The organism is Actinosynnema sp. NPDC037264 (assembly GCF_055603705.1).
This window is the reverse complement of record NZ_JBVJVK010000036.1, coordinates 1-22,212: the sequence shown is the minus strand read 5'-3', so window position 1 is coordinate 22,212 and position 22,212 is coordinate 1. Positions and strand designations below refer to the sequence as shown.

18 protein-coding genes and 1 tRNA gene are annotated in these 22,212 nt (G+C 72.4%); 4 read left to right on the top strand and 15 right to left on the bottom strand.

Features of this window, described 5'->3' with window-relative positions:
• Window positions 1-28: 28 nt before the first annotated feature.
• From ACZ7GX_RS30420 to ACZ7GX_RS30405, 4 genes are all read right to left on the bottom strand, one after another.
• Entirely contained in the window at window positions 29-793 is a 765-nt protein-coding gene (locus ACZ7GX_RS30420; RefSeq protein ID WP_498781610.1) for an ESX secretion-associated protein EspG, read from the bottom strand.
• A complete protein-coding gene (locus ACZ7GX_RS30415) occupies window positions 790-2,115 on the bottom strand; it encodes a PPE domain-containing protein (protein WP_498781609.1) in 1,326 nt (441 codons plus the stop codon). The genes ACZ7GX_RS30420 and ACZ7GX_RS30415 overlap by 4 nt, the downstream gene beginning before the upstream one ends.
• A complete protein-coding gene (locus ACZ7GX_RS30410) occupies window positions 2,115-2,801 on the bottom strand; it encodes a hypothetical protein (RefSeq protein WP_498781608.1) in 687 nt (228 codons plus the stop codon). Before ACZ7GX_RS30410 ends, ACZ7GX_RS30415 begins: the two co-directional genes overlap by 1 nt.
• 132 nt (window positions 2,802-2,933) lie before the next feature.
• Complete coding sequence (locus tag ACZ7GX_RS30405; RefSeq protein WP_498781607.1) at window positions 2,934-3,611, bottom strand: dienelactone hydrolase family protein; 678 nt, start codon at window positions 3,609-3,611, stop codon at window positions 2,934-2,936.
• A 121-nt stretch (window positions 3,612-3,732) separates the two neighbouring features.
• Here ACZ7GX_RS30405 and hisC point away from each other — a divergent pair, with 121 nt between their 5' ends.
• Window positions 3,733-4,800 (top strand): histidinol-phosphate transaminase, encoded by a 1,068-nt coding sequence (hisC, locus tag ACZ7GX_RS30400; protein WP_498781606.1) that lies wholly within the window; start codon window positions 3,733-3,735, stop codon window positions 4,798-4,800.
• 5 nt (window positions 4,801-4,805) lie between these two features.
• On the opposite strand, the gene ACZ7GX_RS30395 is transcribed toward hisC, so the two are convergent.
• The 3 genes from ACZ7GX_RS30395 to ACZ7GX_RS30385 all read right to left on the bottom strand — a co-directional run bounded on the left by ACZ7GX_RS30395 (window position 4,806) and on the right by ACZ7GX_RS30385 (window position 9,814).
• Entirely contained in the window at window positions 4,806-5,555 is a 750-nt protein-coding gene (locus ACZ7GX_RS30395) for a sulfite exporter TauE/SafE family protein (protein WP_498781604.1), read from the bottom strand.
• A gap of 110 nt (window positions 5,556-5,665) precedes the next feature.
• Complete coding sequence (locus ACZ7GX_RS30390; RefSeq protein WP_498781602.1) at window positions 5,666-8,749, bottom strand: carboxypeptidase-like regulatory domain-containing protein; 3,084 nt, start codon at window positions 8,747-8,749, stop codon at window positions 5,666-5,668.
• A gap of 75 nt (window positions 8,750-8,824) precedes the next feature.
• Window positions 8,825-9,814 (bottom strand): hypothetical protein, encoded by a 990-nt coding sequence (locus tag ACZ7GX_RS30385; protein WP_498781600.1) that lies wholly within the window; start codon window positions 9,812-9,814, stop codon window positions 8,825-8,827.
• An 82-nt stretch (window positions 9,815-9,896) separates the two neighbouring features.
• On the opposite strand from ACZ7GX_RS30385, the gene ACZ7GX_RS30380 reads away from it, so the two are divergent.
• Window positions 9,897-10,331, top strand: a complete 435-nt coding sequence (locus ACZ7GX_RS30380; RefSeq protein ID WP_498781598.1) for a MarR family winged helix-turn-helix transcriptional regulator — start codon at window positions 9,897-9,899, stop codon at window positions 10,329-10,331.
• Between the two features lie 193 nt (window positions 10,332-10,524).
• Here ACZ7GX_RS30380 and ypfJ read toward each other — a convergent pair whose 3' ends face one another.
• Both ypfJ and ACZ7GX_RS30370 read right to left on the bottom strand, forming a co-directional pair.
• The gene (gene ypfJ, locus ACZ7GX_RS30375; RefSeq protein ID WP_498781596.1) at window positions 10,525-11,427 is read right to left on the bottom strand and encodes a KPN_02809 family neutral zinc metallopeptidase; all 903 of its coding nucleotides are present in this window, start codon (window positions 11,425-11,427) and stop codon (window positions 10,525-10,527) included.
• A 543-nt stretch (window positions 11,428-11,970) separates the two neighbouring features.
• Entirely contained in the window at window positions 11,971-13,704 is a 1,734-nt protein-coding gene (locus ACZ7GX_RS30370) for a bifunctional metallophosphatase/5'-nucleotidase (RefSeq protein ID WP_498781595.1), read from the bottom strand.
• 134 nt (window positions 13,705-13,838) lie between these two features.
• Between ACZ7GX_RS30370 and ACZ7GX_RS30365 the strand changes: the two genes are divergently transcribed.
• The gene (locus tag ACZ7GX_RS30365; RefSeq protein WP_498781593.1) at window positions 13,839-14,309 is read left to right on the top strand and encodes a MarR family winged helix-turn-helix transcriptional regulator; all 471 of its coding nucleotides are present in this window, start codon (window positions 13,839-13,841) and stop codon (window positions 14,307-14,309) included.
• Window positions 14,310-14,369: 60 nt separating this feature from the next.
• Here the strand turns inward: ACZ7GX_RS30365 and ACZ7GX_RS30360 are convergent.
• The 6 genes from ACZ7GX_RS30360 to ACZ7GX_RS30335 all read right to left on the bottom strand — a co-directional run bounded on the left by ACZ7GX_RS30360 (window position 14,370) and on the right by ACZ7GX_RS30335 (window position 20,888).
• A tRNA-Ser gene (locus ACZ7GX_RS30360) sits at window positions 14,370-14,456 on the bottom strand.
• 159 nt (window positions 14,457-14,615) lie between these two features.
• Window positions 14,616-15,977: a hypothetical protein gene (locus ACZ7GX_RS30355; protein WP_498781591.1), complete on the bottom strand. Its 1,362-nt coding sequence runs from the start codon at window positions 15,975-15,977 to the stop codon at window positions 14,616-14,618.
• A gap of 184 nt (window positions 15,978-16,161) precedes the next feature.
• Entirely contained in the window at window positions 16,162-16,761 is a 600-nt protein-coding gene (locus ACZ7GX_RS30350) for a class I SAM-dependent methyltransferase (protein WP_498781589.1), read from the bottom strand.
• Between the two features lie 144 nt (window positions 16,762-16,905).
• Window positions 16,906-18,492, bottom strand: coding sequence for a carboxypeptidase-like regulatory domain-containing protein (locus ACZ7GX_RS30345; protein WP_498781587.1), 1,587 nt, complete (start codon window positions 18,490-18,492; stop codon window positions 16,906-16,908).
• Between the two features lie 156 nt (window positions 18,493-18,648).
• The gene (locus ACZ7GX_RS30340; protein WP_498781586.1) at window positions 18,649-20,178 is read right to left on the bottom strand and encodes a M28 family metallopeptidase; all 1,530 of its coding nucleotides are present in this window, start codon (window positions 20,176-20,178) and stop codon (window positions 18,649-18,651) included.
• Between the two features lie 62 nt (window positions 20,179-20,240).
• On the bottom strand, window positions 20,241-20,888 hold the full coding sequence (locus ACZ7GX_RS30335; protein WP_498781585.1) for a GNAT family N-acetyltransferase: 648 nt from the start codon (window positions 20,886-20,888) through the stop codon (window positions 20,241-20,243).
• A 55-nt stretch (window positions 20,889-20,943) separates the two neighbouring features.
• Here ACZ7GX_RS30335 and ACZ7GX_RS30330 point away from each other — a divergent pair, with 55 nt between their 5' ends.
• A complete protein-coding gene (locus ACZ7GX_RS30330; protein WP_498781584.1) occupies window positions 20,944-21,912 on the top strand; it encodes an NAD(P)H-quinone oxidoreductase in 969 nt (322 codons plus the stop codon).
• Window positions 21,913-22,212 lie beyond the last annotated feature (300 nt).

Sequence of the window (22,212 nt, the reverse complement as noted above, 5' to 3'; positions counted from 1 at the left end):
GAACCACAGCAGGCACCCACACACCGGATCAGTTCCGGCCGGCGCTCGCCACCAGTCCCTCGACCGCGGAGATCAGCCTCGGCGCGTCCGCCGGCGCGACGACCAGCCACCCGTCGTCCCGCCGCACGAGGTACCGGCCCTCGGCGGTGTCCAGCCACGACACGACCGCGCCGGTCGGGTGCAGGTAGCCGGCCCGGTTGCGGGCGATCACGCCGACCTGGCCGCCGCCGCTGCGCGTGGTCACGGCGCGCATCAGGGTGTTGGCCTCCGGTTCGCGCAGGCCGACGGCGCGCAGCGCGTCGAGGAACCCCTCGCTGCCGTCGTGCTCGCCCGCCCGGCCCGCGGCCAGGTAGTCGTCCCAGCGCACGTTCACCGACCGGCCGCTGCCGGGTGGCGCGGCGGGCAGCGTGTTGACCGTGGTGGCGGCCAGCGCGGTCGGCCGGAACCCGGCCACCTGCACCTGGTTGCCGAGCCTGCCCGCGAACGCGCCGTGCCACGCCGCGGTGGCCAGGCCGCGCGCCTGCGCGCCGCGCACGGTGAAGAACACCTCCAGGCCGATCTCGAACTCGGCCAGGCCGCGCAGCAGCCCGTACAGCTCCTCGTCCGGCCGCCGCACGGTGCCGAGACCGCGGGCGGCCAGGTCGCGGGACGCGCTCTCGATCAACGCGTCCCGCTCCCGCTGGGTGTGCCCGAAGTGCCGGACGCCGAGCGGGACCGGGTGGGCGTCGCGGTGGACCGCCTGCCAGAGCAGGAAGAACTCCAGTTCGCTGAGCCGGAAGACGCGCTCGGTCACAGGCCGATCACCGGTGGTGCGGCCTTGCGGTCGACGCCGAAGACGTTGTCGTCGTCCTCCAGGTACCCGGGCCGGTTGCGGTCCTTCTCACCGCCGCCGGCGACGGGCGGCGGCGCGGCCATCGGCGCGGCGCCGATCATGCCGGACTGCGGCGTCACCGACTTGGGCGCCTGGAACTGGCTGGTCACGCTGCCGGGGTTGGCGGAACCGCGGTCGGCGGCGATCGCGCCCGTCGCGCCGCCGGGACCGGCCACCGGACCGCCGCCACCACCGCCCATGCCGACGGGCGTGGGCATGGCGCCGCGACCGCCGTAGCCGCCGCGGCCACCGGCGAAGCCGCCGCGGCCGAACTGGGGCGACGTGCCGCCGGGACGCTGGTTCGACGCGCCGCCGGGGGTGCCCACCACCGGCTGGCTGCCGCCGCCACCGCCGGTGCCGCCACCGTCGGGGACGGTCGGGTTCGGCGTGACGACCACCGGCGGCGGAGGAGGCGGCGCGACCGGGTTGGTCGGCGGGCTGAACGACGGCACGGTGCGGTCGACCTCGTAGGAGTTCTGCTGGAACATCGCCATGACCTCGGCGGCCTGGCGGTGCGTCGCGTCCGCGGTGACGACCGAGTCGATCGCGGGCCCGGCGATGGTGTCGATGCCGGTGAACGCGCCGGGCGTGCGGACGGGCGAGGTCGAGCCCGCGGTCAGCCCGTCGTGCGACGAGAGGGTCGGCGACCGGAAGCCGGCGTCCTCCGTCAGCCGGTTGTCGACCAGCGGCGACCGCGGCGTGGCGATCGGGGTCGGGGTGGCGGTCGGGGTCGAGGACACGCTGGCGACCGGGGTGACGACCGGCGGCGCGGGCGCGGGCGGCGGCATCATCTCGCGCGCCGTCTGCACGTGGTCGATCTCGGTGGCGATGCACTTGGCCACGTTGTCGGCGTGCTCGCTGGTGTTCAGCGCCCACTTCTCCACCGACTCCAGCGCCTCGCGGGCGCGTTCGGCCGACTCGCCCGTCCACGCCTGGCTGGACTGGCCGATCGCCTTGGCCAGGAACCCCTGCACCTCGCCGAGGGCCTTGCTCACGGCCGCCCAGTCGGCCTGGGCGCTGCTCGCGGCCTTCAGGTCGACGCCGGTGTTGATCATCTCCCACAGCTCCTGGTGGCTGTAGGTCATCCAGTCGACCTTCTGGCCGAGGTCGGTGGGCTTGTCGTGGCCGTGGCCGTGACCACCGCCGTGCCCCTGGCCGCCACCGTGGTTGCCGCCGTGGCCGCCGCCGTTGTGACCGCCGCCCTGGCCGTGGCCCTGACCGCTGCCGTGCTTGTTGTCGCCCATCAGCCCTTGGCCTCCCCGGCGGAACCGAACGCGTCCGCCGCTTCGTCGTCGGCCCGTTCCAGGTTCCGCGCCGCTTCGCGGATGGTCTCCTCGACCTCGAAGAGCACCTGCATGAAGTCCCCGATCACGTTGACCGCCGACTCCTCGTTGCCCACGGCGACCTCGCGCAGCCGCCTGCTGATCGCGTCGCTCACCCAGTTGTTGCCGAACTTGAGCTCGACGTCGAGGTTGTCGACCGCGCGGCCGTGCACGGTGTCGACCAGGTTGCGCGCCTGCGTGACCAGCTTGAGCAGGTCGTCGACGCCCTGCTTGTCCAGGTCGAGCTGGACGGACCCCTTGTCCACCGCGTCCAGCGCGGTGGTGGCCTTGTCCAGGTCGGTCTGCGCGGCCTTCGCGAAGCTCTCCGCCACGGGTTTGACCGCGTCGGACTCGGCCGGGGCCGAGGCCGCGGCGGGCAGGGTCACGGTGGCGTCGGTGGCCGGCGCGGCGGTCGGCGGAGCGGCGGTCGGTGGCGCGGAAGTCGGTGGAGCGGACACCGGTGGAGCGGCCGACGTGGGAACCGGTGGCACGACGGCCACCGGCGCGTCCGCCACGACCGCGGGCTGGACCGCCGCGGACGGCGTGAAGCCGGGCGGGATCTGCACCGTCTGTGCACCCGCGAGTGGGACCGTGTTCCCGTCGCTCATCACTACCCCCTGCACTGCGATTCGCCGCGGGCCCGCCGCGCGTTAGCCCACGACGACCGAAATCAGGCGTTCCGGACGCCTTCCTTAGATGTACCGGGAAGCCCGTTCGGTTCCAAGCCGCCGACCAGAGGCTTAGCGAAGATGTGAGTCGAACCAGTTCAACGCGCGCTGCCACGCCTCGGCGCTGACCTCCGGCGTGGTGTCGAACCGGTGGCTGGTGTGGGCGAACCGGACCACGTCGGTCGCCACCGGCGCGGCCGCCGCCGCGTCGCGCAACTTCTCCACGTCGCTGAACGGGATCTCGTCGTCGTCATCGCCGTACAGGCCGAGCCACGGGCAGGTCAGCTCCTCCGCGACCTCCACCAGCGACGGCAGCCCCGCGGCCAGCGGTTCCAGGATCCCGCCACCGCCGACGGTCACCGCCGCGCCGACGGTTCGGCTTCCCGCAACCACCATCGCGACCGATCCGCCCAGGTCGAAGCCCATCACGCCCATGCGGTCCTGGCTGACGCCCCGCTGGGCCAACCAGACGAACGCGACGTCGGTGTCGGCCAGCACGGCGTCGCCGGACAACCCGCTCACCATCGCCGGCGCCTCGTCGCCGGACACCTCGTCGTAGAGGTGGGGCGCGACCGCCAACCACCCCTCGGCGGCGAGTCCGCTCACCAACCCGCGGACGGTGTCGGTCACGCCGCGCGCCTCGTGCAGCACGACCAGGCCGCCGCGGACGGCGTTCTCCGGCTCGGCGACGGTCAGCCGCAGCTCGCGGCCGTCGGTGAGGGAGAGCGTCTCGGTGCGGGTAGGAGTCATGGCCCAACCCTTCCACGAGGGGGTGAACGGCAGTCAACGTGAGCATCCGTACGGCAGGTATGCCCCATCCGGGTCTTTCACCGGATAACGTCCGGCTCAGAACCCCGAAGGGAGTCCTTGGATGACCGTGCGAACCCGTGCCGACCTCGTTGCGCTGCCCGGATACGTGCCCGGCAAGACGATCCCCGGCGCGATCAAGCTGGCCAGCAACGAGGTCTCGGCCGGACCGCTGCCCAGCGTGGTGCGGGCGATCGCGGACGCCGCCACCGCCGTGAACCGCTACCCGGACACCGCCGCGACCGAGCTCGTGGCGCGCCTGGCGGACAAGCTCGGCGTGCCCGCGGAGCAGGTGGCCGTCGGCTGCGGCTCGGTGACGTTGTGCCAGCAACTGGTGCAGGCGACGTGCACCGAGGCCGACGAGGCGCTGTTCCCGTGGCGCTCGTTCGAGGCGTACCCGATCATCACCGCGGTCGTCGGCGCGCGGCAGACCCGGGTGCCGCTGACGCCGGGCCACGGGCTCGACCTCGACGCGATGGCCGACGCGATCACCCCGGCGACCCGCCTGGTGTTCGTGTGCAACCCCAACAACCCGACCGGGACGGCGTTGCGCAGGGCGGAGATCGAGCGGTTCATCGAGCGGGTGCCGTCCGACGTGCTGGTGGTGGTCGACGAGGCGTACAAGGAGTTCGTCGACGACCCCGACGTGCCCGACGGCGTGGAGCTGGCCAAGGCGCAGTGGGCCGCGGGCCGGGACAACGTGGCGGTGCTGCGCACGTTCTCCAAGGCGTACGGGCTGGCCGGGCTGCGCGTCGGGTACGCGGTGGCGTCGCCCGCGGTGGCCGAGACGCTGCGCAAGGTCTACGTGCCGTTCAGCGTGAACGCCCTGGCCCAGGTCGCGGCGCTGGCGTCGCTGGACGCCGAGGCCGAGCTGATGGCGCGGTGCCGGGCGATCGTGGCCGAGCGGGCCAGGGTGCGCGGCGAGCTGCTGGCCGCCGGGTTCGAGGTGCCCGAGTCGCAGGCGAACTTCGTGTGGCTGCCGCTGGGCGAGCGGACCGCGGCGTTCAACGAGCACTGCCTGGCGCACAAGGTGGTCGTGCGGGCGTTCGTCGGTGACGGCGCGCGCGTCACGATCGGCGAGCCCGAGGAGAACGACGCGTTCCTGAAGGCTGCCCGGTCCTTCGCCGGCTGAGCCGTTCAGCGGGTGAGGATCTGAGCGATGGCCACGACTCCCACCACCACGATCACCGCGCGCAGCGCGGTCGGTGGGAGTCGGCGGCCGACCTTCGCGCCGAGCTGCCCGCCGACGACCGAGCCGACCGCCAGCAGCAGCACGGCGAGCCACGCCACGTCGGCGATGAAGATGAACAGCACGCCCGCGACCAGGTTCACGAACGCGGTCAGCACGTTCTTCAGCGCGTTCATCCGCTGGATGTGCTCGCTCATCAGCACGCCCATCAGGCCCATCACCAGCACGCCCTGCGCCGCGCCGAAGTAGCCGCCGTAGATGCCCGCGAAGAACACGCCGATCCACAGCGCCACGCCGCCGTGCTCGTGCCGCTCCCGCTCGGCGAGCTTGCGGTTGAGCCACGGCTGGGCGACCACCAGCACCAGCGCGATGGCGATCAGCACCGGGACGATCGCGGAGAACGCGTCCTCCGGCAGCACCACGAGCAGGATCGCGCCGACCACGGCGCCCAGCACCGAGGCGGGCAGCAGCCGCTTCACCCGGCCCGCCTGCCCGGTCAGCTCGCGCCGGTAGCCCCACGCGCCGCTGAGCGAGCCGGGCACCAGGCCGAGGCTGTTGGACACGTTGGCCACCACCGGCGGGTAGCCGACGGCCAGCAGCACGGGGAACGTCACCAGGGTGCCGGAGCCCACCACCGTGTTGATCCCACCGGCGAACACGCCGGCCAGGACGACGACGATCGCCTCCACCGTCGTCACGGCCACTCTCCCTGGTTCTCGCGGTTCGCCAGCGACGCTAACACCGCGTCCGGCGGGGCGCGGTGTGGTGATCGCGACACGGCGCCCCGCCCGCCAGGGGTTTGGGAGGGCTACGTCGTGCGCCGCGCCAGCGCCCGGGCGCCGATGCCGAACGCCAGCAGCACCAAGCCGACCACCCCGAGCCCGAGCACGCTCGCGCCGGTGGTCGCCAGGGCGTCCCGGGGCGGACCGCCGCCACCGGCCGGGGTGTCACCCGGTGCGGTGGCGTCCGGGTCGACGACGACCGGTCCCGGCTTGACCGCGATCAGCTGGGGTTCCGTCGCACCGCGGACCGCCGCGAACAGCGGGCCCTCGTGGAACGGGACCACCTGCCACGGACCGAGGACCACCGGCGTGTAGTGGCCGACGGCCAGGTCGGGGAACGTGAGCATGCCGTGGGCGTCGGCCGTGGCGCGGGCCGCGGTCTCGTTCGTGTCGGGGTCGAGCAGGACCACGGTCACGTCCGGCACGCCGACCCACTGCCTCCCGCAGCACTCGACCACCCGGCCGGTCGTGGTCCACACCGCGCCCGGCACCGTGGCCTTCGCCCTGGCGATCGGCGCCAGCTCGCGGAACCGGCCGTCGGCGTCACGCGTGCCGAAGGCGCACGTGGCCGTGATCAGCCCGTGGTCGGGCGACCCGACGGGCATGGTCTCCTCCACCGTGGTCGACCACGACCTGCGGGCGGCGACCGGGACGCCGTAACCGAGCTCGCTCAGCGGACCCCACTCCTCGCCGTTCTCGATCTGGTACGGCGTGCCGGTGCCGCCGCACACCGCGTGCACGGTGAGGTCGGCCAGGCCGTTGTTGGTGATCGTGACGTTCAGCCTGGGCCGCTCGTCGGGCCGGTACTCGGCCTTGTCCCAGGCGATCACGGCGGTCAGCGTGTTCGCGGGCCGGACCAGGCCGACCTCGAACGTCGTGTCGCCGCCGCCGGTGACGGTGAACCGGTCGTAGAAGTCGATCGGCGGCGCCCAGCGGGAGGAGTGCCAGACGCGGACCCGGTAGTTGCCGGCCGGGGCGCCCTCGATCCGGTAGCGGCCGGCGGCGTCGGTGATGCCTTCGTGGAACGTCGTGGGGATGCCGCCCTCGACGGTCACGGTCTGGTTCGGCAGCGCCTCGCCCTGGTCGAACGCGCCGTTGGCGTTGGCGTCGCCGTAGACCAGGACGGTGGCGCCGCCCGCGGCGTGGCTCACCGGAGCGGACAGGTCGAGCGGCACGGACGCGCCGCGCGTGCCGAAGGTGATCCGGCCCTTGAGCGAGACCAGGTCGCCGATCCACGGCCGCGGCTCGCCGACCACCGTGACCTCGTAGGACTCGCCCGGCCACAGGTACAGGCCCTTGGTCGGGTTCGCGTACGGGTACAGCGGGCCCCACTGGTCGAAGTCGTGGGTCATCGTGGACGGCACCCACTCCGGCACGTACCGGACCGGGATGCTCGCCCCGACGCCCGTGTTGGTGACCTTGATCCGGGCCGTCACGGGCTCGGCGATGTCATAGGCCGCCTTGTCGAACGACGCCGTCACCTCGAGCCGGTCCACCTCGACCGGTTCGACGACCTCGGGCCCGGCCACCACCACGAACTCCACCCGCGTGGTCGTGTCGGCGACCACGTCGACGGTGAACCAGCCCTCGCCGGTGGCCTCGTCCCGGTACTCGCCGAGCACCAGGACCTCCGTGCGGCCCGCCGGCAGCTTGGCGAAGGAGAACGCGCCGCCGTCGTGCGACCGGGCCTCGGCGACCGGCAGGCCGCCGCGCTGCAGCGCCACGAGCTGCACGCCGTCCAGCGGTCGCCCGTCGCCGTGCCTCAGCGTGCCCTCGACCGCGCCGAACGAGCCGACCTCGGCGAAGTCGGACGAGCCGATGTAACCCGCGGTGCTGCGACCGCTGTTGCCGAAGTTGCAGGCGACGCCGATCCGGCCGACGGCCGCCGCGTCCGCGGGCACGGTGTCGGTGACCCTGAGCACCTTCGTCTCGCCGGCGGCGAGCGTGACGCCGGGTCCGTCCGGGCTCAGCGCGGCCCACCCGGGGCCGTTGCCGGTCAGCCGACCCTCGTCCGGCTCCTCATCGCACACCGCGACGACCCCGGTCAACGCGGTCGCGCCGGTGTTGGTGAGGGTCACGTCGATGCCGACCGGGTCGGTGGGCCGGTAGGACTCGCGGTCGAACTCCAGCTTCGGCCGGAGCACTTCCAGGACCGGTGAGGTCATCGGCAGCGCGAGTTCGGTGGTGACGCCCTGCTCGACGGTGAACTCGGCGTGGCCCGGCGCGATGACGAACGGGTTGCCGTGCTCGATCAGGGAGGCGCGGTAGCGGCCGGTGGGCACCTCGCCGCCGAAGGTGAACCGGCCGGTGGCGTCCGTGCGGCCGCTCAGCCACGTCGTGGGCAGGCCGCCGTCGGCGTAGACCGGCGCGTCCGCCACGCCCTCGCCCTCGTCGAACGCGCCGTCGCCGTCGGCGTCGCGGTAGAGCACGCCGCGGGCCGAACCCCAGGTCAGCGGCACGCGGGTGGCGGCCCGGCCGGTGTTGTCCTCCGGCGTCGGGTCCATGTCCGGCAGCGTCTGCGGGCCCGTGTGCGCGGTCACCGAGTACTCGACGCGGTCGTAGAGCGGGATCTGCTGGCGGCCGACGAGCCGGTAGGTCTTCGCCTCGCCTGGCGCGATGGTCGCGCCGGGGACGCGGCGCAGCTCCGTCGCGCCCGTCGTGATCCGCAGGTCGCCCCCGTGGGTGAACCGGACGTCGACCGCGGGCGCGGCCCCGGCGTTGCGGACCGTGACGGTGAGGCCGATGTCGGAGTCCGGCGGGTACTCGGCGCGGTCGAAGGCCAGCGAGACCTTCAGGTCGGCCCGCGGCACGGGCGCCGCTTCGGCCCGCGGCACGGCCGGTGGCGCCGGCTCGGGTTCGGCCGGCGCGGTGGTGGGATCGGGCTCGGCGGGCGGCGACGAGGTCTCCACCGGCGGCTCGGTGGTGGTCGTCGTGGTCGTCGGCGGCTCGACGGGTGTTTCCGTCGGCGGCTCGGACGGCGCGGTGGTGGTGGGTGCCGTGGTCGTGGTTTCCTGCGCTGACGCGACCGGTCCGCCGAGCGCCACGGCGAGCGCCAGCGCGCCCGCCGTGACCGCCCGCACGATTCGCCCCGTGCTGGTGGTGCCGGACATCGGGTGTCCCCCGTAAGTAGGTCCTTGCCCACCGCGGGTTGCCGACGTCCCCCGAGCCGCCGCCGGGCAGGGCCCTTACACGATCAGGCCGGAAGCTACCGCTTCGCCGCCGTGCCGTGCCCGGCTTTCGCGGAACTTCCGCAAGGTGTGCGCGTCCGACAGCCCCGTGCCGCCGACCAGCACGCCGAGGTCGCCGTCGACCACGTAGCTGCCGTGCGGCGAACGGGCGATCGTGGTCGGCTCGTCGTCGCCCCACGGCGCGACCCGGTGGGCGGTGCGGGCGGCGCCCCAGTCGTCGGCCGACCGCAGCACGCTGACGGCCGCTTCGCCCGGCGCGCCGAGGGAGTTGGTGACCACGGCGAGCGTGCCGTCCGGGCGCAGGTCCATGCCGTCGCCGCCGACCAGCGGCCGGTCGAGGGCGACCTCCGAGACCCGACCCGATCGGGTGATTTTGAACAACGCGCCCGTGTCGTAGCGGACGGCGAGCGCGAAACCCCTGGGGTGCCAGACGATCCCGTTCAGGCCGATGGTGTCGCTGCCGAACCGCGGGTCCCGGGCGAACACCGCGGCGCGGCCGTCGCGGTCGACCCGGTACAGCGCGTCGGAGGCGGGGTCGGTGACGTAGGCGTTGCCCGCGTGGTCGACGGCGACGTCGTTGGCGCTGTGCCGGCCAGGGCCGATGGCCAGGTCGACCACGTGCACCGGCCGTCCCGTGGCGAGGTCGAACACGCCGAGCCCGGAGGCCCGGTAGGTGGTGTCCGGGGTGGACCGGGCGCCGAGGCCCATGTCGCCGTACGCGACGTAGACGCGGTCGCCGACCACGTGCACGCCGAACGTCGACACCATCCGGGGGTCGCTGATCAGGGTCTTCGTGGTGCCGTCGCGGACGACCTCGACGGTGCCGCGCCGGATCGAGCCGAGCAGGAACGTGTGCCGCAGCGGGTCCCAGGCGATGCCCTCGGGGTGCAGCGCGGCGGACCGGCCGGTGATCACGCCCGGCGCGGCCGTGGCGGCGGCCGGGGTGGCGGTGAGGACGACCAGCACGAGAACCATCAGGAAACGCATGATGCTCCGTCCACTTGTGTGAGTACGTGCACGAAGTTAGATCAGAGCTCTGATATCCGTCAACGCACTTTACGATCGGGGCATGGGCATGCCGGTCGAGGAGCGCCTTGGCGGCGACATCAAGCGGGTCGAGCACGAGCTGATGCTGGTGAAGCAGCAGGCCGTGCGGCCGGCCGGGCTGACCGTGGCCCAGTACGCGGCGCTGCTGGTGCTCAACGACCACCCCGGCGTGTCGGCCGCCGAGCTGGCCCGGCGCTGCCGCGTGACGCCGCAGACGATGACCACGATCCTGCGCAACCTGGAGGCGGCCGAGCTGATCGCCCGGGTGCCGCACGAGGTTCACCGCAACGTGCTGGAGACGCGGCTGACCGAGGCGGGGCGCGCGGCGTTCGAGGTGGCCGACGAGCGGGCGTCCGCCGTCGAGCGGCGACTGGCCGACGAGTTCAGCGCGGCGGAGCGGGAAACCCTCCGCGCCCTGCTGGCACGGTGCTCGAAAGCCCTAGCCGATCAACCCTGACACCCTCCGCGAGGTCGCGTCGGTCGTTAGCCCTAGCCGGGCAACCCTGACACCCCTCCGCGAGGTCGCGTCGGTCGTTCGCGACTCATTTCCCGGCGATCACGCTTTTCGATCGTCGGGAAATCAGGCGCGAGCGGCCGACTTCCCGGCGACCGAGCCGCCATCTGCGGAGCAGGGGCAATCCAACGCAGCTTCAGCCCAGGTTGTCGGTGTCGAAGGTGTTGCAGCGGGCCGGGTCGCCGGTCTCGTAGCCCGTCGTGTACCACTTCTGGCGCTGCGCCGACGTGCCGTGGGTGAACTTGGTCGTGTCGACCTTGCCGCCGCCCAGCTCGCCCTGGATGAAGTCGTCGCCGATGCGGGCCGCGGCGTCCAGCGCGGCGTTCACGTCGTCCTGCGTGACGCCGGTGATCAGCGGTTGACCGGAGGCCGTCGGCACGGTCTCCGCGTGGTTGGCCCAGGCGCCCGCGTAGCAGTCGGCCTGCAGCTCCAGCCGCACCGAGCCGGACGTCGGCCCGGACCCCGAGCCGACCCGGTCGGACGTGCCGAGCAGGTGCTGGACGTGGTGGCCGTACTCGTGGGCCAGGATGTACGCCTCGACGAACGGACCGCCCGTGGCGCCGAACTTCTGCTGCATCTCCTGGAAGAACCCGAGGTCGATGTACACCTGCGCGTCCGCCGGGCAGTAGAACGGCCCCACGGCGGACGTGGCGTTGCCGCACCGGGTCGACACCCCGCCGGAGAAGAAGTTCGTCTGCGCGGGCTGGTAGGTGCGACCCGATCGGGCGAACTGGTCGCCCCAGTAGGCCTGGATCGAGTTGATGAACGCGACCGCGCGGCAGTCGGACTCGCGGTTGGCGTCCGCGCCGGTCCGGCACTTCTCCTTGATGGCCTCGGAGCCCACCTGCTGCCCCTGGCCCACGTCGGAGAACCCCGATCCGGACGGCAGCTGCACGCCGCCGCCGATCTGGGACAGCACGAAGTACAGGATCAAGCCGACGATCCCCAGCCCGCCGCCACCGAGGGCGACCCGGCCGCCGACACCGCGTTGGTCGGAGACCTGTGACGTGTCCAGCTCGGCGTTCTCGTTGAACTGCACCGCGCGTCCTCCCAGACAAACCCGAAGCCGACCCGGACAAGACAAGCCCCGGGTGCGGAGCCCGACGTCGGGGCACCGCACCCGGGTTTTCCCATGTGGAAGTGACGAAACCTGCGTGACGGGGTCGGCGTGGACCGCGGTCGGCGCCGACGGTGGAGACGGCACCCTGATGACCTACCGGGTCAACATCGTCAAGCGCGGCGATGGCGCCGGTGGCGCCGTGCGCTCGAAACCCCGTCGGAGCCGCTCACGTTCGCGATCGGGCCGGTCTCATGACCGCTCCGCCCGCGGGGTTGCGGCTCGAACGCGGCTCGTCACCGCGAGGACTTACCTGCACCGCACCACCTACCCCTTCCGGGCGTGCCGCCGGCGGGTCAGCTCGGGTTCCGCCGGTGGCAGGTCCTGTGTCGAGCATGCGCCTCTTCGGCCCGATGCACAACTCGAGGAGAAGCCCCTGAACTGGTGAAATGAGATTTCCGGCTCAGCGGGACAGTGGTTGCGCGCTGTGAGCGGGCGCCGGGGTGCCCGCTCACAGCGCGTGCATCACGGGGTGGTGGTGATGCGGCCGAGGGCCGGCGGAACGGTGTTCGGGTTGGCGGTCAGGTAGGCCGTGAAGCCGTCCAGGTCGATGCCGCCACCGGTGATCTCCGTGCCCGCGGTGAACGCGCTGAAGCCGTCACCGCCGCCCTGCAGGAAGCTGTTGATCGTGACCCGGTAGCTCGCGGCCGGGTCCAACGGCGTCCCGTTGAGGACGATGTCCGACACCTTGGACCCGATCGGCGCGGACGCCGACCACGTGTAGGTCAGGCCCTTGGACGGCTGCAGCACGATCTGCCGCTGCTGGCCGTTGACGACCTGCCACTGCTGCTCCAGCGCCGCCTTGAGCTGCGCGCCGGTCAACGTGACCGTCTGCAGGATGTTGCCGAACGGCTGCACGGTGAACGCCTCGCCGTAGGTCACCACGCCGTTGCCCTCGCCCGCGGGCGACGAGGCGTGGGTGAGGTCGGCGCGCACGCCGCCCGGGTTCATCAGCGCGAGCACCGCGCCGTTGCCCGCGGTGGCGGCCAGCTGGGAGTCGGCGATCAGGTTGCCGAGCGCGGACTCGCCCGCCGGGTTCTGCGCGCGCAGGATGTCCTGGGCGATGGTGCCGATCGGGCGGTTGGCGATCGGGCCGGACTTCGACTTGGCCAGGTCGATGATCGCCTGCACCTCGGGGTCCGGGGTGACGTTCCTGGTCACCACGTGGTTGCGGGCGACGGTGGCCGAGCGGACGACCTCGCGGGTCCGCTTGTCGATCTTGAGGTCGACCACGGACAGCTCGCGGCCGAACGCCAGGCCCTCGATGAACGGGCGCGGGTTGCCCGCCGGGTCGGTGACCGTGCAGTTGTAGTGCTGGTGGCTGTGGCCGGAGAACACCGCGTCGATCTTCGGGCTGACCTGCTCGGCGATCTTGCGGCCGGGGCCGCCCGCGACCGTGCGGCACTCGTCCGGGCCGCCGCCCGAGGTGTTGTCGCCCTGGTGGATCAGCAGCACGATCGACTTCACGCCGAGCCAGTTGAGCAGGTCGGCGTACCGGTTGGCGGCGGCGACCTCGTCGCCGAACTCCAGCTCCTTGATCCCGTTCGGGTCGACCAGGATCGGCACGTCCTTCAGCGGCATGCCGATGAACCCGATCGGGACGCCGTCGCGGAACTCCACCCAGAACGGCGGCAGCGCGGGCCGGTCGTTCTTCGCCAGCGTCACGTTCGCGCCGAGGATCGGGAAGTCCGCGCCCTCGTAGGTCTCGCGGAACTGGCAGCCGTCGACCGGGTGGCACCCGCCGCGCTGCATGCGCAGCAGCTCCTGGTAGCCCTCGTCGAACTCGTGGTTGCCCGCCGCGGTCGTGTCCATGCCGACCCGGTTGAGGACCTCGATCGTCGGCTCGTCGTGGAACAGCGCCGACACGATCGGGGACGCGCCGATCAGGTCGCCCTGGCCGACGATCACCGAGTTGCGCACCTCGGCCTGGAGGTTGCGGATGTGGGTCGCGTTGAACGCGGCGCCACCCGCTTCGACCTGCGTGCCGTCCGACAGCGTGACGCGGCCCGAGGAGCCCGAGGGCGGCTCGATGTTGCCGTGCAGGTCGTTGATGCCGATCAGGCGGACGTCGACGGTGCGCGCCGGGCGGTCGTCCTTGTCGGCCGTCGCGGGGCTCTGCGCCAGCGTGACCGCCAGCGCTGCCGCCGCGGTGACCGCGAGCGCGCCGGATCGCCGCGCGGTGCGTCTGAACGAGGTCATGGGGTGGGTTCCTCCCTGCGGCGCCCCGGTAGGAGGGCGCGGTACGGCGCAGGAGTTTGCCTGGCGGAGCTGACCTGCACCAGACATGTCGGTGGATCGTCCGTTAACGGATATGTGCGGCCTAACCTTGTGGGGTGACTGAGCAGGAGCCGCGTTGGCTCGACGATGGGGAGATGCGCGCCTGGCGCAACTACGTGGTCGGGGCCTCGATGCTCGCCGACCGCCTGCACCGGGAGCTGCAGGACGGGCACGGCGTGTCGTTGGCCGACTACGAGGTGCTCGTGCGCCTGTCGGAGCGGCCGGGGCGGCGGATGCGGATGTCGCAGCTCGCGGACGAGGTGGCGTCGTCCAAGAGCCGGGTGTCGCACCAGGTGGCGCGGATGGAGCGGGAAGGGCTGCTGAGCAGGCGGGAGTGCCCCGAGGACGGTCGCGGCGTGTTCGCCGAGCTGACCGACGAGGGCATGGCGCTGCTGGAGACGTCCGCGCCGACCCACGTCGAGGGCGTGCGCGAGCACATGATCGACCTGCTCTCGCGCGACGAGCAGGCGGTGGTGGCCAAGGTGTTCGACCGGATCATCACCCACCTGCGGGACGCGGACGGGTGACCGGCGCGTGACGCGGCAGCGCCCCCACGCCCGGTGAGGGGCGTGAGGGCGCGTGGAGCGCGGTAGCGGTGGGATTTGAACCCACGGAGGGGATCAACCCTCGCACGTTTTCAAGACGTGTCCCTTAGGCCGCTCGGGCACGCTACCTCGGTGCAGGAGCCTAGCCGACGGGCGTCGGCGGCGGGCGGTCGCTCGCCGCGGCACGGCCGCCGGAAGGCCCCTGGAAGACGGACGTGCGAGGCCCCGGTGGTCGGGACCCCGCACGTCCTGCCGCCGTGCCGGGTGCTCACCCGGCGGGCGCCGTGATCAGGCGAAGATGCCGAACACGTCGATGACCAGGTGCGTGTAGCCGGAGTTGTTGTAGTACTGGTGCGCGGGGTAGACGCTGCCGCCCGTCTCGAAGCTGCCGAGGCGGACCGTGGCCATGTTCGGCGCGGTCTGGCCGGGCGCCAGGTTCAGCGCCGAGGTGCCGGGCCGGCTCTGGCCCGCCGGGAACGGCGTGATGTAGGTGTTGTCGGTCGGCTCGGTGCCGGTCAGGTTCAGCAGCAGGCTGTTGCCCGGGAACAGGTTCGGGTCGTCGAAGTACAGCGTGATCGCCTGGCTCGGCCAGATCGGCCCGGGCTCGCCCTCCCACCGGGTGTCGTACGCGCGACCGGGGGTGACGGGGTAGAAGTCCGCGCCGCCGTTGTCGGTGGGCAGGTAGTACCCGGTGATGTCCACGATCAGGTGAACGGAGCCGGCGTTGTTGTACAGGTTGACCTTGCGGTCCGCGCCGAGCGCGACGGTCACGCCGTTGGGGGTGGCACCGCCGGGCACGACGTTGAGGCTGGACGCGGTCGGCCTGGACGAACCGGACGGCCACGCGGTCACGTAGGTGCTCGCGGTCGCGTCGACACCGGTGACGTTCAGCGCCACCGCGGTCGAGCCGGCCGGCACGCCGTAGGAGCTGAAGTCGACCGAGCGGGACTCGCCGCCGTAGAACGCGCCGCCGGTGTTGCGCGAGTCGTACACGCGGGTCGGGCCGGTGGCGAAGTACCGAGCGGGGGTGATCGCGACGCCCGGGTTGTCGTGGACGTAGTAGCCCGCGATGTCGGCGATCAGGTGCGTGCTGCCCGCGTTGTTGTAGATGCTGATCGTGTTGTCGATCGACACCCAGGTGGTGACCGAGTTGGCGCGGGTCTCACCGGGCACCAGGTTCAGGGTCGACACCTCCGGCCGGGGGATGTCGGCGCCACCCTCCCACACGGTCACGTACGTGTTCCCGGTCGGTGACGTGCCGGTCACGTTCAGCACGACCGCCAGGGTGTACACCGGGGCGTCGGTGACGGGCACCACGATGCTGCCGCCCGGGCCGACCGGCGCGGTGCTGCCGCCGCGGCCGAGGCCGCTGCGGGTGTCCAGGATCCGTCTGGGCGCGGACGGGATGAACCGCGTGCCCAGGTACTCCTCGGCGCCGGCCTCCTGACCGTTGGCCTCCTGACCGTTGGCCTCGGTCGCCTTCGTGCCGTACGGGCGGGCGGAACGGCCGGCGCGGTCGAGCGACAGCTCGGCCCGGGCGACCTGGTCTCCATTGTGGACGGACGCGGGCTCGGCGGTGGCCGGAGCCGCGACCGCCACCACGGCGGCGGTCGCCGCGGTGGCGACCAGCAGCGCTGCGGAACGACGCATGATCCTCTTTCCTGACTGCAAGACGAATGGAAGGCGTCGGTCTACCAGCCAGTCCGTGACAGAGACACGCGGACGTCGGCAGCGCACAGCGCGACCCCCCTGTGGGACGAGCCCCCGACTCGACCGAACGGGCCGGACACTACCTCAGGGGTACGACAGCCGAAAGTGAAATGCGGTCGGCTTCTCAGTTCTCCGGCTTCACCGCGACGTGCACGAATTCGTTGTAGGTGAACACTTTCCCGGCAGCCCTGGGGAACGGGAAGGACATGCGGTCGCGCTCGACCAGCCCGAGCTGGGAGGTCACGTCCGCGAGGCCGTCGAGGTCGGTGAACGCCACGTGGGTGGGGTCCGACGCGTAACCGCGCTCCTGGGGGCAGATGAGCACCAGCAGGCCGCCCGGCGCGAGGAAGTCGACGTAGCCGCGCAGGATCTCCACGGCTTCCGGGCGCGGCATGTGCTCGACCAGGTGCGCGGCCAGGATGCCGCCGAAGCGGCCGGGCTTGGCGTACTCGGTCTCGAAGAACTCGTCCGTGGTGAACGCGGTCAGCCCCATGTCCCGGCAGGTCTGCACGGAGTGGGGGTTGTGGTCGACGCCGACGCCGTTGGGTTCCAGGTGCTTGAGGTTGCGCCCGATGCCGCAGCCGACGTCGAGCACCTCCCGCTCGCCGAAGATGCGGCGCACGTTCCACCGGTACGGGGCCTGGACGTTCAGGACACGCTTCCAGGGCAGGTTCTGCAGGCGCGCGAGCCGGTCGGTGTAGTCCTGACCGTCAGTCTTGTCCACGGTCGTACGGTAGCCGACGCTGAGACCCCTGACACCACCACCGTGGGGTTGACCCCCGTCGACCCGGTCACCGCGCGTGCTGCCCGACCCCTGTCCCGCCGGGCGGGACAAGGGTCGGATCACCAGGTCAGGCGGTGCGCCGGGTCACCCGCCGGTACGACGCGTGTTCGTCACGTCCGGGGCGGGCACGGCACCCGTCCACAGCTCTTCCTGGCAGCTCCGGCACGTGCCCGCGAACACGACAGCGTCGTAGCCGCCTTGCTTCCAGGCGCCGTAGACGCGCACCTTGTACGGCCCGGAGGGCAGGTTCTCGAAGCGCACGCGCCCCTGCGCGTCGGTCCGGGCCTGGGCCGCGACCTCGCCCGTGACCGCGTCCCTCAGGATGATCGCCGCGCCGGTGAGCATGCGGCCCGTCTCGCCGATCCCGTCGCCGTCGCGGTCCTCGAAGAAGGCCATGCGCAGCGTCACGGCCGGGCCGGGCACCTTGGCCACGGCGTAGGCCCGCGGGAGACCCTCGCGGCGGCCGTCGCCGGGGCCGAACTCGCACAGGTGGTCCGCCGCGCCGTACTCGGCCGCCACCTCGGAGACGGTGCCGCTGATGGTGAAGGCCCGGGACTGGCCCACGGGCACCGTCACGCCCGGCCCACCCAGAGCCAGGTCGCCGAAGGTGAGGTCGCGCAGCTCAGGCCCTCCGTCGTTGGCCCGCTGGCAGTCGGCCTTGATCCCGGTCAGGTCCGCGGTGCCGATGTTGGTCAGCGTCACCGCGACCTCGGCCCGGTCACCGACCCGGTAGACGTCCTGCGTGAACCGCATGGCCGCGGACAGGTAGTCGGTCAGCGGGCGCTGACCGCGCAGCAGCAGGTTCGCGGCCGAACCGCTCCCGTCCACCGCGACGGAGGAGTTCGGCTGCTCGATGACCCAGCCGTCCGGCGCGTTGTCCGTGTACAGCCCGTAGACCTGCACCGGGAGGTCCGCGAACCGGAACCGGCCGTCGGCGCCGGTGGTCGCTTCCAGCCTCGTCCACGGCGGGCCGTTCGTGGTGGCGGTCACCCGGACGCCCTGGAGGGCCTCGCCGGCGTCCGGCGCGCCGTTGTCGTTGCGGTCGCCGTAGACGAGGCCGGCCAGGGTGTCCGCGGCGGAGGACGGGTCGCGGACCGGGAGCGGCAGCTTGACCTCGGTGACCGAGGCGTTGCCCTGCCAGATCGAGAACTTCGCCACCGGCGCGCCGCTCCAGCCCTGGACCTCGCCGCGGACGGTGAGGCCGCGCTGCCGCCCGGCGGGCAGGATGACGCCGGGGCCGGAAAGGGCCAGGTCGCCCCACTCGGAGGACTGGATGAAGAAGGTGGACCCGGAGCTCGAGTACCCGTCGGCCTTCACGCCGGTGGCGTCGGCGTCACCGGTGTTGGAGAGCGTCACCTCGACCGGGATCTGCTCGCCGACCAGGAACGGGCCCGCGCCGACGGTGGCCGAGATGGCGAGCTTCGCGGCGGCGGCCGTCGGAGAGGAGGCCGCGGGCGCGGCTGCTTGCTGCGATCCGGTCGGCTGGGCGGTGGCCGGCCGGGCCTGGACCGGTGGCGCTTCGGGGCTGGAGGTCGTGAGGACGGGCTCGGCCGCGACCGGCGACGTCCCGGGGTCCTGGGCCCGGGCGGCGGCGGACAGGGTCGCGGTGACCGCGAGCGCCGCGACGAAGGCAAGGGATCTTCGCGCGACCACGCGCTTCGAGAGAGTCAAGACCAGCCCCCCTGAGTGGTGGATTCGGGTGGCCGCAACCTAACCGACGTCGATCACCGACGCACCCGTTCGTCGTTTGTGGACACTCCCGGGTGGACGGGAAGAGACCGGCCTCCCGTGGGGGAGACCGGTCTCCGTTACCCGCTCGGCTGTGACCTACGCCACGTCGGCGTGCGAGTGGTGGTGCTCCTCCACGTGCAGCGAACGCGTGGACGCCGCACGCGCCGCAGCGCGCTCCGACCGCGCCGGCACGCCGTTCACGCTCTCCGTGCTGATCGCGTACGAGGCCGTCACCCACGCCAACGCGTCGGAGTTGCGGTCGAGGGCGACGCGGTCCACGTTGCCCAGGGTGTCACCGGAGCCGTGGTAGTTCGGGTCGTAGGCGACACCGGCCGTGCCACCCCACTTCGCCGCCTGCGCCTCGGTCTTGACGCCCTCGGCGCCGGTGAACAGACCACCGGCCGGGATGCCCTGGAGGATGAACTCGCCGTAGTCCGAGCGGCCGGTGAAGTCGGTGCCCTCGGTCTGCACGCCCTTCGCCACCGTCAGGTACTCCACGAACGCCTGCTCGATCTGCGCGGAGCCGTACGGGCCCGCGCCCGCGCCGACGCCGTCGGAGTCGTCGCCGTCGTAGACGAAGTACGCCGCGTTGGGCGAGCCGATCATGTCGAAGTTCAGGTACAGCGCGATGTCGAGCTGCTGCTCGAACGTCAGCGACTGCACGTACTTCGTCGAGCCGACCAGGCCGAGCTCCTCCGCGCCCCACCAGCCGAACCGGACGGCGTTGTTGACCTTCGGCGAGCCGCCGAGCTTCAGCGCGGTCTCCAGCAGGCCCGCGGAACCGGTGCCGTTGTCGTTGATGCCCGCGCCGTTCTCGACGCTGTCGAGGTGGGCGCCCGCCATCACGACGTTGTCCGTGCGGCCGGTCTTCGTCTGCGCGATCACGTTGCGCGAGACGCGGTCCTCCTCGTGGTAGCGCAGGTCGACGGTCACGGCCTGGCCGCCGAGCTGGGCCAGCGCGTTGCCGTCGGCCTGGGTGACGCCACCGGTGGGCACGACGCCCGGCGCGCCGAGCGTGACACCCGCCAGCGTGCCCTCGCGGTTGTTGGAGATGATCACCGCGATGGCGCCCGCGGCGGCCGCGTTGCGGTGCTTGACGTCGAACGTGCACGAGCCGCGGCGGATCAGGGCGATGCCGCCGGTGAAGTCCTGCCCGGCGAAGTCGCTCGCCTCGCAGCCCGGGGTCGCGTCCTCGGGCACGACCCGCAGCGGGCCGGTGACGCCGCCGACGGGCGTCTGCGGCGAGAACTCGAGCGGGATGTTCTCGTAGGTGGTCGAGCCGACCTTCGCGATCGCGGCGTCGGTGATCTGCACCGGGTAGGTGAACTCCGGCGTGGTCACGTGGAAGCCCGCGCCGCGCAGCTTGCCCGCGACGTAGTCGACGCTGGCGTCGTAGCCGGACGTGCCCGCGGCGCGGTTGCCGCCGTTGCGGTCGGCGATGCGCTGGAAGGCGATCAGGTGGCGGTTGACCCCTTCCGCGGTGACGTTCCTGGTCAGGTTCTCGGCCAACCTCGGCCCGTCGAGCGTCGAAGCCGACGCGGCGTTGACGGCCGGAACGGCGACCAGTGCGAGGGAGGCGGACGCCGCGAGGATCGCCGCGCGTCGGATCCCGGTTCTTGCTGACATGATCGAGTTCCCCTTCACTCGGATGCCGAACCCTCACAAGCCGCCGCGACGAGCGCAATCCGTCACTCGGTGGGTTCGCAGCCCGTGAGCAGGGGCAAGCACGGCGTGACGCCGGTCACCGCCAGGGCCCAGTCGGGTCGCCGGAACGTGCCCGGGGTGACCAGCAGGCGGGTCTGCCGCGCCGGTTCGCCGCGCCTGACCTGGGCGAACGTGCCGTCCGGCCGGTAGCCGAGCCGGCGGCTCACACCGTGCGAGGCGAGGTTGTCGTCGAACGCGCTCGACCGCGCCGCCACCGCGCCGAGGTGGTCGAACGCGAACGCCAGCACGGCGGCGCGCATCTCCGTGCCGATGCCGCGCCCTTGGTGCCGCAACCCGACCCACGAGCCGCTGGTGACCTCGCGCAGGACCGGGAAGTCGTCGGCGCCGAGCGACTGCTGGCCGACCACGCGGCCGTCCAGGCGCACGATGAAGTTCACCGTCCACCGCTGCGGCGAGAGCGTGGAGCGCACGTGCCAGTAGTGCTGGAGGGTGTTGATGCCGAGCCGCTCGCGCGGGGCGTCGGTCCACGCCACGCCGAACGGCATCCGGTCGGGCGGGTGGACGCCGTCGAGGGCCAGGTCGACGAGCTCGGTCAGGCTCTCGTCGTCGTCAGGGCGCAGTTCGAGGCGCGGGGTGCGCAGCACCAGGTCGTGCAACGGCCAGTGGTCCATGCCGGTCGATGGTGGCGACCGCGCGTCCGGCGTGCGACCGGATTACCGTCGGGCCATGCGCGCGATCACCATTCGTGAACCAGGCGGTCCGGACGTGCTGGATTGGGCGGAGGTTCGTGATCCCGCACCGGGGCCCGGCGAGGTGCTGCTGGACGTGGCCGCGACCGCGGTGAACCGGGCCGACCTGCTGCAACGCCAGGGCCACTACCCGCCGCCGGAGGGCACGTCGGACGTGCTGGGGCTGGAGTGCTCGGGCACGGTCGCGGCGCTCGGCGACGGCGTCACGGGCTGGCGGGTCGGTGACGAGGTGTGCGCGCTGCTGGCCGGTGGTGGCTACGCGGAGCGGGTCGTCGTCCCGGCCGCCCAGCTCCTGCCGCTGCCGGAGGGCGTCGACTTGGTGACGGCGGCGTCGCTGCCGGAGGTGGCGTGCACGGTGTGGTCGAACGTGGTGATGGTCGCCGGTCTGCGCGGCGGTGAGACGTTCCTCGTGCACGGTGGCGCGGGTGGCATCGGCACGCACGCCATCCAGGTCGCCAAGGCGCTCGGCGCGCGCGTGGCCGTCACGGCGGGGTCGGCGGAGCGGTTGCGGCGGTGCGCCGAGCTGGGCGCGGACGTCCTGGTGGACTACCGCGAGCAGGACTTCGTGGCCGAGGTCGGTCGGGCGGACGTGGTGCTGGACAACATGGGCGCGGCCTACCTGGGCCGCAACGTGGACGTCCTCGCGCCGGACGGCCGGCTGGTGATCATCGGGATGCAGGGCGGGGTGAAGGGCGAGCTGAACATCGGCAAGCTGCTGTCCAAGCGCGGCAGCGTGACCGCGACGGGCCTGCGGTTCCGGCCCGTGGACGGGCCGAGCGGGAAGGGTCGCGTGGTGGCCGAGGTGCGGGAGCACTTGTGGCCGCTGATCGCGTCCGGCCAGGTCAAGCCCGTCGTGCACGACGTGCTGCCGATCGCCCGTGCCGCCGACGCCCACCGGGCTTTGGAGGGCGGTGCGGTATTCGGCAAGCTGGTGCTGACCGTCTGATACCTGATTCGTCCTACCCGTCTGATCCGTCTGAGCGCGAATGCTTCAAAAGATTAAAAGCGTCCTCGCCGGACGGGCAGATCAGCAGGATGACCCCTGGTTTTGCGGTCCTGTTCCGGGTCCGTCGTTGGTCCGGGCTCCGTGTCATCCCACCGACCTCCCTCCGGGCTACCACACGTATCAAGGGGGCGGACATCAGTGAACGACCGGGCAAAGGACGCACAGCCCCCTTGACACGCGCGGTAGGGCAAAGCCAGGTCGGCGGGATGACACGAACCCCTCGTTTGGGAAAGCGAAAGC

Bases quoted from the DNA above. Each gene is read 5' to 3' on its own strand.
- ACZ7GX_RS30340 (WP_498781586.1), bottom strand. From the start codon at position 20,178: ATGTCAGCAAGAACCGGGATCCGACGCGCGGCGATCCTCGCGGCGTCC.
- ACZ7GX_RS30355 (WP_498781591.1), bottom strand. From the start codon at position 15,977: ATGCGTCGTTCCGCAGCGCTGCTGGTCGCCACCGCGGCGACCGCCGCC.
- ACZ7GX_RS30410 (WP_498781608.1), bottom strand. From the start codon at position 2,801: ATGAGCGACGGGAACACGGTCCCACTCGCGGGTGCACAGACGGTGCAG.
- ACZ7GX_RS30370 (WP_498781595.1), bottom strand. From the start codon at position 13,704: ATGACCTCGTTCAGACGCACCGCGCGGCGATCCGGCGCGCTCGCGGTC.
- hisC (WP_498781606.1), top strand. From the start codon at position 3,733: ATGACCGTGCGAACCCGTGCCGACCTCGTTGCGCTGCCCGGATACGTG.
- ACZ7GX_RS30380 (WP_498781598.1), top strand. From the start codon at position 9,897: ATGGGCATGCCGGTCGAGGAGCGCCTTGGCGGCGACATCAAGCGGGTC.
- ACZ7GX_RS30385 (WP_498781600.1), bottom strand. From the start codon at position 9,814: ATGCGTTTCCTGATGGTTCTCGTGCTGGTCGTCCTCACCGCCACCCCG.
- ACZ7GX_RS30405 (WP_498781607.1), bottom strand. From the start codon at position 3,611: ATGACTCCTACCCGCACCGAGACGCTCTCCCTCACCGACGGCCGCGAG.
- ACZ7GX_RS30390 (WP_498781602.1), bottom strand. From the start codon at position 8,749: ATGTCCGGCACCACCAGCACGGGGCGAATCGTGCGGGCGGTCACGGCG.
- ACZ7GX_RS30415 (WP_498781609.1), bottom strand. From the start codon at position 2,115: ATGGGCGACAACAAGCACGGCAGCGGTCAGGGCCACGGCCAGGGCGGC.
- ACZ7GX_RS30330 (WP_498781584.1), top strand. From the start codon at position 20,944: ATGCGCGCGATCACCATTCGTGAACCAGGCGGTCCGGACGTGCTGGAT.
- ACZ7GX_RS30335 (WP_498781585.1), bottom strand. From the start codon at position 20,888: ATGGACCACTGGCCGTTGCACGACCTGGTGCTGCGCACCCCGCGCCTC.